Origin of the sequence: Streptomyces chiangmaiensis, from assembly GCF_036281785.1 — a bacterium.
GTDB lineage: Bacteria > Actinomycetota > Actinomycetes > Streptomycetales > Streptomycetaceae > Streptomyces > Streptomyces chiangmaiensis.
On the sequence record NZ_JAYWVC010000091.1, the window covers coordinates 20,103 to 31,170 of the forward strand.

Genomic DNA, 11,068 nt, shown 5'->3' on the forward strand with positions numbered 1-11,068 from the left:
CCGGGGCGACAGCTTCCGGGCGGACTGGCGTATCACCGACCTGATCCGGCACGCCGAACAGTGCGGTGCACCCGATCCCGGCGTCGTCTGCCGGACGACGGCCCGAAGTTCACCGCCCTCGAGGAGCAGGTACGGGCGACCCTGCAGAGGGAGCCCCGCAGGGAACCCGAACTGGCACGCCGCGACCGTCGCGCACTGTGCAAGGGCTGTGCCGCTCCGCATTCTGATCTTTCCTGAAAGGCATACTGCTCATGATGACGACGAACACCCAAAGGATTCTCGACCTCGCCGCGGCCGCACCGGCCAGCCACGGCGAGGACCTGTTGCTGCTCCTTCGCGAAGCGAGCGAGTTGTACCAGCAGGGCCTCGAGGGCGTGCGCCACACCGTGGCGGCCCGCTTCGCCGGGCTGTCCACCCGGGATCTCGTGGCGGCCGTGAACGCGGCCGGCATGCCCTGCGACGCATCCCAGGACCGCGTAGAGCTGCTCCTGCTGCTCGCCCTGACCGAGTGGGAGAAGACCCCAGCGGCCATGGCCTACTCAGAGATGGCAGAAGACGCCGCCCGCCGAGGGGTCAGCCTCATCTCAGAGGAATGAAGCCAGAAACGGGCCCGGATGTGGCTCGGACAGCTGGACACCCACCCAGAACATACGCCATTATATGCGTTGCGAGCCGGGCAGGCCGGCTCCTCGCGACGCGATGGGACGGTTCAGGTCATGGCTGCCCAATCCACGCCGCACCTCGTCGAGGCTGCAGAGATCGCCGCCGAGCACGGACTGACCCCCGCACGCATCAGCGCGCTCTACCTCGAGCGCGAGAGCAGCGGTTTCCCCGAGGCCGTCGGCCACCGCGGCCGCGCCCGCCAGTGGGACAAGAGCGACGTCGACCAGTGGTTCGCCCAACGAAAGCCGCCCCGCCTGCTGAAGCACAAGCCGCCGAAACTCGATCCCGACGAACTGCTCACCGGAGCCCAGGCCTCCAGGTTCCTCGGCTACAAGAACCCTCAGCAGGTCAACACGTACGTGCGGGACCACCCCGGATACTTCCCCGATCCCGACGTCGTCGAAGAACTGGGCACTGCAGAGCGGCCCTACCGCCGGCCGAAGTGGCGCGTGCAGACACTCCTGGACTGGAAGGACACCCGCCCGGGCAGCGGGAAACGCAGCATCGAACGCGCAGCGCCCGCCCTGCCAGACGTACCCGTGGATGGTGACCCAGACGAACTGCTGGGCGCATCACAGGCAGCAGCCCTGCTCGGATTCAAAAGCGTGAACTCCTTCAGCAGCAGTCTGGGCCAGGGCAACCTGCCCCTGCTGAAGACTGTGGACGCCACTTCCGAAAAGGGCGGACGCCGCCGGTGGACCCGCCGGCGCATCCTCGAGCAAGCCGCGCAGCGCAAAGCCAAGTGACACAACCGGTCGGTGGCCGTTTCGGCCCACCGCCCCCATAGACGCGGCATCCGGTTATGGGTTGTTGATCCCCTGCGGACCGGATGCCGCACGATGGCCGGCATGGCGTGGCTCGCCACCACGCCCCGCAGCAGCCTCGGCTGCTGCGGACCGGCCATCGCCGAACTTCCGCTACTACCGCCATCCCCCTGCGCCAGCCCACCACTTTGCCGAGGCTGGTCAGCAGACCCCAAAAAACGAAACGTACTTGGCGTGGTCGGGGTCATGAAGTCCGACCACGAGGCCAACCGCGAGAGTGTTTCGCGTTCGTGACCATGGTCGGGGCGGAATGGTCGGGGGTTGGGTCGGGAACCACGAGTTACCTCAAAGAATGCCCATGCCCAGCCCCACACCGAGCACTCCGGCCACCAGCTTGGCCCCCAGCCCAGCCGAATCGCTGCGTCACCAGGTCCTGGCCGCGCTCGCCCAGCACCGCATCGCCACCACCAACCAGTTGCGCCGCATGCTGCGACCGGACGGTACGCGGCAACTGCTGTCCAGAGTCCTGAACAAGCTGCGCTCCAACGGCTTCGTCGACTTCACGGTCCTACCGGATGCAGGCCGGTCACGTACCAACGCCTGGTACCTCACGCACGAAGGCGCGCGTCTGACCCGGGACCTGCCCGTCCTGCGGGGGCGGCCGCCCTACCCCATCACGTCGACTACGGCAGCGTCGCTGAAGACCCCGCACACGCTCGCCGCCGTACGCGCCCACCTCGCCTTCGCCGAAGACGCCCGACGGCTCGGACACGAGCACGGCCCCTGGGACTGGACCCCCGAAGTGTCCCACTCGATCGGCGAGGGCGAGCGGGTCGTCGCCGATGCCCTCATGTACTACACCGTCGCCGAGAGTGAACACCGCCGAAAGCTGCGCGCGTTCGTAGAAATCGACCGCAGCACCATGAGCAGCGAGCGGCTGGCCGTGAAACTGATCGAGTACGCGCGCCTGTTCCAGCACGAGGCCCAACCCGTCGGCCGTCGCAAACCGGCCGGCACCGGTCCTGCCTGGCTCCGCTGGTACCCGGTCTTTCCGCGCGTGCTCTTCGTGCTGACCGGTGCCTCCCGAACCAGGCTGGAGAATCGCATGAGCGATCTGCAGGCCATGGTTGCCCACCACCCGCTCGTAGCGGCCTTAGCCAGCGAAGTCCGCCTCGGAGCCGCCGTGCTCGAAGACCTCGAGCAACACGGTCCCGCTCAGCCCGTATGGGTTCCTCTGACCGGTGGGAAGCCTCGCCCGTGGACGGAGTTGTGAGTCTTCTGCACGAGCGATAGTTGAGGAACCAGCCTGTCCGCGAACGCCCGCGCGGCGCATCCTGCACCCCGCCCCTACCTTGCTCGCTCGACGCACTCGGCCTTCGAGGCCGCGGCGGCATCGAGGGCGTCCTCGCATCGTGGGCGGCCGGCACTTCGCCAAGGGCCGGAGGCACCGGTTTCCTGACATCGACCAGGCGGAGCCGGGTGCGCGGGCCGGCGGCATGGCCGTGCCCCGGCCCGTCTGGTGCGCACCGGGCCTGGCGGGCGGCAGCTCAGCCGGTGGCGTCGGCGGCGGCTTCGACGAGGCGGGCGGTGATGCCCGGGTGGCTCGTCATGGCGACGTGGGACGCGCCCGGGATCTCGACGACCTTGCGGGCGCTCGCGCGCTCGTAGAAGAAGCGTTCCAGGGCGGGCGGGATGGCCTTGTCGGCGCCGGCCACCAGTCCCCAGGTCGGGAGAGTGCGCCAGGCGGCAGCGGTGGTGGCGTCGGTGAAGCAGGCGGCGCTGAAGGGCCGCTGGGTGGCCTGCATGAGGCGCGTGGTGGCGACGGGCAGGTCGGCGGCGAACGCGACCCGGAACTTGTCGGCCTCCAGATACAGGTCCGTGCCGGTGGTGCCGTCGGGGTTCGGGTAGGGCACTGGCCGGGTCGCGGCCTGGATGATGCTGCCGGGGTACTTGTTGATCAGTACCCCGAGTTGCTCGCCCTTGTCGGGGACAAAGGCGGCGATGTAGACGAGCGCCTTGACGCCGGGGATGCCGACGGCGGCGTTGGTGATGACGCCGCCGCCGTAGGAGTGGCCGACCAGCACGATCGGGCCGCTGACCGACTGAAGCACGCTGGCGAGGTAGGCGGCGTCGGTGGGCAGGCTGCGCAGCGGGTTCGCAGGGGCCAGAGTCGGGTAGCCGGCATGCTGGAGTTGCTCGATGACGCCGTTCCAGCAGGAGGCGTCAGCGAATCCGCCGTGCACCAGCACGACGGTCGGCTTGGTTCTGGCCGTGGGGCGGTCGGTAGCGGAGGCGGGTGAGGAGAGCGGTCCCGTCAGGGCTGCCGTGCCGGCGACGGCGGCGCCGGTGGCGAGCAGGTGGCGGCGGGTGAGCTCAGGGCCCATGGAAGGCTCCTTCCAGGTGGGTTGGGACGGGAGTGGGCCGGATTTCGAACGACCTGCTCAGGACAAGCCGTTGAGGCCCTGGGCGGCCTGGGTGATGACGGCGGCCACGACGGCTGGGCGGGAGACGTAGACGGCGTGGCTGCCGGGGGTCTCGGTGACAGTGGCCCTGGCCCGTTCGGACATGGCACGCTGGGCGGGCGGTGGGATCATGCGGTCGTCCGTGGCGACCAGGTACCAGGTGGGCCTGGTCTGCCAGGCCGGTTCGGAGACGGCCCCTTCGAGGGCCTCGACGCCCCAGGGGACCTGTGAGTCGGCCATGAACGCCGCCAGCTTCTCGGGCACGTCGGCGGCGAAGGAGGCCGCGAACCTGTCCCGGTCCAGGAACAGGAAACCGTCCTGGGGCGGCAGGATCGGCGGGACGGGTGCCCCGGGCGGCGGGTCGGCGATCAGGGAGCTGACCGACTCGCCCTTGTCCGGCACGAACGCGGCGATGTAGGCGAGCGCCGCCACCTTGGGGTGGTCGCCGGCCTCGGTGATGACGACGCCGCCGTAGGAGTGGCCGACCAGCACGGCCGGGCCGTCGAGGCCGTCGAGGACCTGGCGGGTGGCCGCGACGTCGCCGGCGAGCGACAGGGTCGGGTTCTGTACGACGGTCACCTTGTAGCCGTCGGAACTCAGGTGGTCGTAGACCTCCTGCCAGCCTGATCCGTCCACGAAGCCGCCGTGCACGAGGACGATGTTCCTGATGGTTGCCATGGTCACTCCAGACCTGGGGGGACAGAGCCCTAGCGTCTGTCCCGGTGCAGGCAAGTCAAGTCGTGGAAAGGCGGCCGGACCACGCAGAACAGCACGCAGAAGTACCCACCCGAACTTCGCGGGCAGCGACTTGGAAGGGTCAGGGAACGACGGTCGCCAGGGCGTTGCAGCGGTCGCTCGCCCCGATGTCGCCAATGGCTTCGAAGACCCGCGCCGCCCGCGCGTAGGCGTGGCGGCTCTCGTCGGTCCGGCCTTCCTCGGCCAACAGGTCAGCCAGTGTTTCCAGGGCGCCGGCTTGCCGAAAGTCGGACATCTGGAGCGTGTCCATGACGTCGATTGCCTCGCTGAGTGTGGTGATCGCCTCCGTACGGCGGCCGAGGTGTCCGAGGCATTGGCCGATCCGGATCAGCGTAACTGGCCGAGTATGCGTTGCGACGCTCGGTGTCATTCCCGACTCCGGGTCGTCCAACAGGGCGAGCCGTTCGAGGGATTGCTCCAACGCTTCGGCGTGGTGCCCTTCCCTTATGAGGCTGTCGGAGATGTTGGCGAGGCACTGGACGTAGGAGTCGATGTCGCCGATGGTCTTGAACATCTCCGCGGCCCGGGACGACGCGGCGACGGCCTCCCTAGGTCGGGCGAGCAGCAGCAGTGCCCAGCCGGTGTACGCGTGTGCCCAGGCGATCTGAGCCGTGGCGCCTGCCCGGGTGGCCAGCTCCAGCGCCTGCGCCGCACACCGCAGTACGGCTTCCGGGTCGCTGGGCGGCACCCATTGGACCCAGGCCAGATAGTTCAGCTGGGTCGCCTGCTGCGCCAGGTCACCGAGGGCCCCGGCCGCCTCCGCGCCCCGCGTGAAGACCTCCTGCCAGTGCGGGCTGTGCGCCCACCGTTCGGAGAACCAGTGCATCGACTCTGCGCAGTCAAGGACGAGGGAGTGCGGGCCGCTGTCTGCCGCGGCGCGCATCGCCCCCAACCAGTTGTCCACGTTCACCCGCAGCCACCCGTCGGCCTCCTCAAGGGAGGTCAGGACGGTGAGATCGGGGCCGGGCCGGCCGGGACGGCCGTAGCCGGGTTCGAACCACCGTCCGGACATTGTGGCCATGCGCAGCAGCCACGACGTCACCCGCTCCGTCAGTGCCTCGCGCTTGGCTGCGGCCTCCTCCTGGTGGAGCCGGTCGCGGGCGAACAGGCGGACCAGGTCGTGGAAGCGGTAACGGCCCGCGGCGCTATCGAAGAGCAGGCCGAGGTCGACGAGGTCGTCGAGCGCCTCCCAGGCATCCTCGATCGTTACCCCTCCGGCGACGGCCGCCAGGGCGGCGTCGAAGTCCTGTCCCGGCACCACGGCGAGCCGCCGGAACATCTGCCGTGCGGAGTCGGCGAGTTGCTCGTACGACATCCCGAACGCGTTGGCGATCTTGAGGTCGCCAGCCTTGAACTGATCCAGCCTGCGTTCCTCGTTGGCCAGCCGGGCGGCGAGTTCGGCGGCGTCCCATTCGGGTCGGCTGACCAGGCGGTTCCCGATGATCCGCAGTGCCAGAGGCAGCCCGCCGCACAACTCGGCGAGCCGGGTGAGGGTCGATTCCCCGTCGGATGCGGAGCGTTCGCCAAGGATCCCGGCCAGCAGTTGTGCGGACTCCGGCAACGGCAGGGGCCCGAGGGCGAGCCTGCGCACGCCCTCCAGCCCCGGCAGCAGCCGCCGGGTGGTGATCAGCGCCCTGCCTGCGCCGCCTGGCAGCAGCGGGCGCACCTGTTCCTCCGATGCGGCGTTGTCGAGGACGACCAGAACATGCCTGTCCCGCAGCAGCGACCGGTACAAGGAGGCACGGGCCTGACTGTCGCCCGGGATCTGCTGGTCCGCGACACCGAGCGCACGCAGCAGCAACTGCAGGGCGTCAGTGGCGGGCAGCGGCCGCTGGGACATGCCGAGCAGATCGAGGAAGAACACCCCGTCGGGAAAGCTCGACCGCACTGAATGAGCGGCACGGACGGCGAACGTGGTCTTTCCCAGGCCCGCGGAGCCGGTGACGAGCCCCACCACTCCGACCCCTGGTGCACTCTCGGCGTACACCAGCTCGCTCGCCCAGACCAGTTCCGCCGCCCGGCCGGTGAAGTCGCCTACCGACGGCGGCAGTTCGGACAGACCCGTCGGACGCGCCCAGCGATCCCGCAGCCGGCCCTCGCGCGCCAACTCGACCAGCTGCTTGCGGGCATCGCCATCCAGCGCGAGTGCGTCCACCAGAGCGGTCACGGTCCGCTGCTGAGGCCCCCTGCTCCGTCTGCGCTCCATGTCCGACAGCGCCCGGGCACTGACCCCTGACGCCTCGGCCAGCTGCTCCAGCGTCATGCGTGCCGCGCGCCGATGGCTGCGTAACACTTCCCCGAAACCGGGCTGTCTGGTGATTGCCCGACACCCCCTCAGCGGCGAATTCTCCCCACCCGCCGCCATCAAATCGCATCTTGTTCAGACGATCTTTGATGGCGCGTGTGCTACCACTTATGCCCCGTACCGGGGACCGTGTCCATCACCCGTTCGCGTGTGCACTGCTCGCCTCACCCACAGGAGTCAGAAGCGGTGGGCTCGGCGGCTTATGAGACTGACATACCGCCGTCGACGGCCAGGATCTGGCCGGTGATCCAGGATGCCTCCGGGTCGGCCAAGGCGACTATCCACCGGGCCACCTCGTCAGCGGTTCCACGACGCCTGAGCGGCAGACTCGCTGCCTCGGCTGCCTTGATCTGCTCGACCATCTCCGGGGGCGCGATCGTGGAGAGGATGTCGGACTCGGTCGGGCCAGGCGCGACCGCGTTGACCCGGATCCTGCGCGGGGCCAGTTCCGCCGCCCAGCTACGCGTCAGATAATCCAGCGCGGACTTGCTCGCACCGTAGTAGAGCCCCTGACCGGTGGGTTTGCTCCCGACCGCGCTGGAGACGTTGACAATGCTGCCGCCGGCATCGGCCAGTGCGTCCGCAGCCGCGGCCACCAGATGGATCGGGCCATACACGTTGGTACGGAAAAGCGCCTCCAGGTGGCCTGCGGCGATCTCAGGCGTGCCGGCGGGGGAGAACATGCCCGCGTTGTTGACCAGGGCGTCCAGCCGTCCGAACTCATTGAGGGCCGCTTGGACCATGCCCCCTGCGGCGCCATCGGCGGAGACGTCCGCGACGTGCACCGTGATCGCGCCCCGTCCCTTCGCAACCTCGCGCAGCGGACCCTCACGGCGGCCGGTGATCATTACCGACCAACCCCGGTCGGCCAACTGCTCGGCCGTCGCTCGCCCGATCCCCGTGCCACCACCGGTGACGAGAGCAGTTCGTTGCGTCGCCATCCTCTCCTCCTCAGCAGCCCCGCAGGCCTAATAGGAAACGATCGCTCGCTATTAAAGTTACCGCCGACCACACCAGTCAAGCCGGGGTCGCCGCTGCCTGCCGGCTCCGCGACGGCCTGCTCGGAAGCAACCGGACGATCCACTGCCTGTCGGATTCCGAGCCGACGGGGAGGAGACGGCAACGGGCCGAGCGTCTTCGGTGCGCGACACTTGTGGCCCGGGTAAGGCGCATCGGCGGTGAGATGCCTGCCGCCAGGCGCTGCCATGTGCGGGATCACATGGGCGGGCGCCGCGACGCGTGTGTCCCGGCCCTGGGCGGGGGACGACATCGGCTCGGGACCGCTCCGGCGATGCGGGGCGCGGCCGTCCATCGTTCCCGTCAGAGGCGATCTCGTGAGAGAATCGTCGCCTCCGCAGTCCGCCCACCATCGCCTTCGTCTCCCGCCATGCCTCGCATTTCGAACGACCGCCGCGACCGTGTTCGTCGCGCCATCATCGACGCCGCCGCAGACTGCTTTGCCAACAAGGGCTTCGCCGCCACCTCCATATCGGAGATCTGCACGGCGGCGAACATGTCCGTCGGCGGCATCTACCGCCACTTCGCGGGCAAGGAAGAGCTGGTCGACGCAGTCTCCGAGGCCATCCTCACGCCAGTCATCGAAGTCCTCGACGCCGCCGCGCACGGCCCCGACGTCCTCGACACTGCGGGGGTGATCGACCTCCTGCACAAGACTCTGTTGCAGAGTGCGCCGGGCTCCGTACCGCGGCTTATGGTGGGTCAGTTCTGGGCTGAGTTGCTCCGGGACCCGACTTTTCCTGGTTCGCGGCAGGAACTGGGTACGGCCCTGCGTGCAGGGCTGACCCGGCTCGTCGTGCGGGCGAATCCGGACGCCCTTGAACCCGAACGACTCACCGTGGCCCTGATGGCGATAGGCATGGGGGTCTTCCTGTCCCAGAGCATCGTCGACACGGAGACATCGACCCGCGAGCTGATCGACGCGATCTCAGTACTCCTCCGACACAGCCTTCCCTCCACCTGACTGGGCAGGGGTGCCCGCGCACCGACTGGTCCAGACGTCGACACCGACACGATTCGCTGGCAGTCCAGCGCAAGCGCCGACGCCGCCATACCCTCGGCCCGCCGCGGGCGCTGGCGGTCCACAGCCTCCAACCGCCGTAACCTCAACCGTCAAAGATCTCTAGGACGAGTCCCGGGCCCTGGGCGTCGCACCGCTCCGCCTGTACGTGCTCGGGTTCGGCCACAACAACTGTGGGGGGCACGTGCGTTCGCGCTGGCCAGCGCCAGTGGAAGCTCTGCTGGTGGTCCTGCCCGAGTGGTACGCGTACGCCCAGGAGCGGGAGGTGGAACTGCGGCAGCTGCTCGGCGACGTCAGCATCCTCCGTGAGTGGCGGCGAGAGCCGGCCCCTCCCGCTGAGCCTGCTGCGCGAGCGATAGGCCGTGCTCTGCGCGACGCCCCAGGCAGATGGCCTGGGGCGTCGGCGTTCACGGGCCAGGCGGGCCGTCCTCACACCGGTGAACGAGCCGATGCAGCATGCGCCGCAGTTCTGCCCAGACGGCTCGCGATTCGTATCCGAACATGGCCCGCTCCCCCCGCTGCGACCGGGCTCATCGCCCTCCGGGGTGCCGACCCACCAGCGGGGGCAGGAGGCCGTCCCCCGGCCAGAAGGGCTGCTCGGTCGCCATGCCGGTGAGGAGCATGCCGACGTCGTCCAGGACCGCGGCGCGCTCCGAAGAACCGTAGACAACGAAGTCGTCGGCCGCGGCGTCATAGGCGCGGACGTGGCTGTGGGGCCCCGTGCAGACGAGGGCGCGCGCGATCTCGGGCAGCCCGAGGCTGAGGGCATCGCAGTCCTCGGAGCGGACGAGCTGCATCAGGTCGGTGGTGACGCTCTCCCAGTCACCGACTGTCGGCCAGTCAGCGCCGCCGTTCAGCTCGTGGGTGAGGGTGGCCAGCGGGATGATCTCGCCCGGCTGCCTTCCTTGGGTGAGGAGGTCGTGGATGCGGGCGCCGTCGGGCTGGCGCACCTGCGGGTGGAGAAGCGAGTCGGCGGCCACCACGGTGGTGTTGATCTCCTGGGTTCCGGGGCCGGGGTAGTACGGCTCGTGCGCGAAGAGGAGATAGACATCCGGGGTGCGGTCGGCCGGGCCGGATTCGGGCTGGGGCATGAGCACGGTTCCCTTCAGAGGCGATGGGGCGGTCATGGGGTGAGGTGTCGTCGGCCGGACGCTCGGTGAGTACAGGCCGAGCGGCCGCCCAAGGTCACGGGTCTGGTCCTTATCGGCGGTGGCGTCCTCATGGACGGTGCGCTGGATGATCTGGGCGACCTGGTGGGCGAGTTGCAGCATCAGCCGTTCGCGGGCGATGAGGCCCTCTGAGACCGCGGAGGTATCCCGGGCCTGGAGCAGACTGGCGGCGTCCCACAGCAGGTTGTGGCCGATCTCGGCGGAGCGGCGCAGTTCGTGGCGGTCGCTGCCGGCGGCGGCCTGGACGATCGAGGTGTGCAGGGTGGCGAGGCGCTGCAGGTAGCGGCAGGCATTGTCGCCTTCGACGGTGCGGACGTGTTCGCGGGCCCGGCTGTCCAGCCGGTCGGGTAGGTGTTCGGCGAGCAGCGGGGCGAGGAGCATCGCTGGTAGGGCGACATCGACGGGGACTCCGTGGCTCATGGCGAACAGGCCGGCGACCAGACTGACAAGCGCGACCGCTACGGCGGAGAACCGCAAAGACCGGGGGACGGTGTCCCGGGCGATGCGCTGGGCGGGGCGCCTGGTCAGCCAGCGCAGGGCAAGGCGCTGCGTACGCGTGGCGGCTGGAGTGAGTACCGCGATCTGGTGGGGGATCTCGGGCGCGCTGCCGTCGCCGGGGACGGTCCAGGCGAGCCAGCCCCATGGGGTGCGCTCGTGGACGAGCACCAGCTCGCAGGCGGCCGAGCAGGTGTGGTCGCGGACGTGGCCGGTCCGCAGGGCGCGGGTGCGTTCTCTTTGCCACCGTCCCGGGTCGCGGGTGAAGGGTCGCTCGTGGTGCGCGGCCGCGGCCGGGGGTGGTGTGTGGGGTGTGGCTGTCACGGGCTGATTCCTTCCGGTTGGTTGGTCAAGGCGGAGGCGCACGTGGTGCAGCGGCCGTCGTCTTCGGGGTGGGCGCGGCGGGGAGTGGGGCC

Annotated in this window: 9 protein-coding genes; 4 read left to right on the forward strand and 5 right to left on the reverse strand. The window is 69.5% G+C overall.

All coding sequences use genetic code 11. From position 1 onward, the window contains the following. The first annotated feature begins 254 nt into the window (after positions 1-254). The 3 genes from VXC91_RS24145 (at position 255) to VXC91_RS24155 (ending at position 2,700) form a co-directional block, all read left to right on the forward strand. Positions 255-596, forward strand: coding sequence for a hypothetical protein (locus tag VXC91_RS24145; RefSeq protein ID WP_329509420.1), 342 nt, complete (start codon positions 255-257; stop codon positions 594-596). 120 nt (positions 597-716) lie between these two features. Then, entirely contained in the window at positions 717-1,409 is a 693-nt protein-coding gene (locus VXC91_RS24150) for a hypothetical protein (protein WP_329509421.1), read from the forward strand. Between the two features lie 376 nt (positions 1,410-1,785). Beyond that, positions 1,786-2,700, forward strand: a complete 915-nt coding sequence (locus VXC91_RS24155; protein WP_408057459.1) for a replication-relaxation family protein — start codon at positions 1,786-1,788, stop codon at positions 2,698-2,700. Between the two features lie 274 nt (positions 2,701-2,974). On the opposite strand, the gene VXC91_RS24160 is transcribed toward VXC91_RS24155, so the two are convergent. From VXC91_RS24160 to VXC91_RS24175, 4 genes are all read right to left on the reverse strand, one after another. Further along, entirely contained in the window at positions 2,975-3,811 is an 837-nt protein-coding gene (locus tag VXC91_RS24160; RefSeq protein WP_329509423.1) for an alpha/beta fold hydrolase, read from the reverse strand. A 57-nt stretch (positions 3,812-3,868) separates the two neighbouring features. After that, complete coding sequence (locus VXC91_RS24165) at positions 3,869-4,567, reverse strand: alpha/beta fold hydrolase (RefSeq protein WP_329509424.1); 699 nt, start codon at positions 4,565-4,567, stop codon at positions 3,869-3,871. 139 nt (positions 4,568-4,706) lie between these two features. Next, positions 4,707-7,010: a helix-turn-helix domain-containing protein gene (locus VXC91_RS24170; RefSeq protein WP_329509425.1), complete on the reverse strand. Its 2,304-nt coding sequence runs from the start codon at positions 7,008-7,010 to the stop codon at positions 4,707-4,709. Between the two features lie 140 nt (positions 7,011-7,150). Continuing rightward, entirely contained in the window at positions 7,151-7,891 is a 741-nt protein-coding gene (locus VXC91_RS24175; protein WP_329509426.1) for an SDR family NAD(P)-dependent oxidoreductase, read from the reverse strand. Positions 7,892-8,337: 446 nt separating this feature from the next. Between VXC91_RS24175 and VXC91_RS24180 the strand changes: the two genes are divergently transcribed. Further along, positions 8,338-8,931 carry a TetR/AcrR family transcriptional regulator gene (locus VXC91_RS24180; protein WP_329509427.1) on the forward strand — a complete coding sequence of 198 codons (594 nt, stop codon included), beginning with the start codon at positions 8,338-8,340 and terminating at the stop codon, positions 8,929-8,931. A gap of 587 nt (positions 8,932-9,518) precedes the next feature. On the opposite strand, the gene VXC91_RS24185 is transcribed toward VXC91_RS24180, so the two are convergent. Continuing rightward, the gene (locus VXC91_RS24185; RefSeq protein ID WP_329509428.1) at positions 9,519-10,976 is read right to left on the reverse strand and encodes a hypothetical protein; all 1,458 of its coding nucleotides are present in this window, start codon (positions 10,974-10,976) and stop codon (positions 9,519-9,521) included. Positions 10,977-11,068 lie beyond the last annotated feature (92 nt).

Coding starts and splice junctions, on each gene's coding strand:
- VXC91_RS24155 (WP_408057459.1), top strand. CDS start 1,786: ATGCCCAGCCCCACACCGAGCACTCCGGCCACCAGCTTGGCCCCCAGC.
- VXC91_RS24180 (WP_329509427.1), top strand. CDS start 8,338: ATGCCTCGCATTTCGAACGACCGCCGCGACCGTGTTCGTCGCGCCATC.
- VXC91_RS24145 (WP_329509420.1), top strand. CDS start 255: ATGACGACGAACACCCAAAGGATTCTCGACCTCGCCGCGGCCGCACCG.
- VXC91_RS24170 (WP_329509425.1), bottom strand. CDS start 7,010: ATGGCGGCGGGTGGGGAGAATTCGCCGCTGAGGGGGTGTCGGGCAATC.
- VXC91_RS24165 (WP_329509424.1), bottom strand. CDS start 4,567: ATGGCAACCATCAGGAACATCGTCCTCGTGCACGGCGGCTTCGTGGAC.
- VXC91_RS24160 (WP_329509423.1), bottom strand. CDS start 3,811: ATGGGCCCTGAGCTCACCCGCCGCCACCTGCTCGCCACCGGCGCCGCC.
- VXC91_RS24175 (WP_329509426.1), bottom strand. CDS start 7,891: ATGGCGACGCAACGAACTGCTCTCGTCACCGGTGGTGGCACGGGGATC.
- VXC91_RS24150 (WP_329509421.1), top strand. CDS start 717: ATGGCTGCCCAATCCACGCCGCACCTCGTCGAGGCTGCAGAGATCGCC.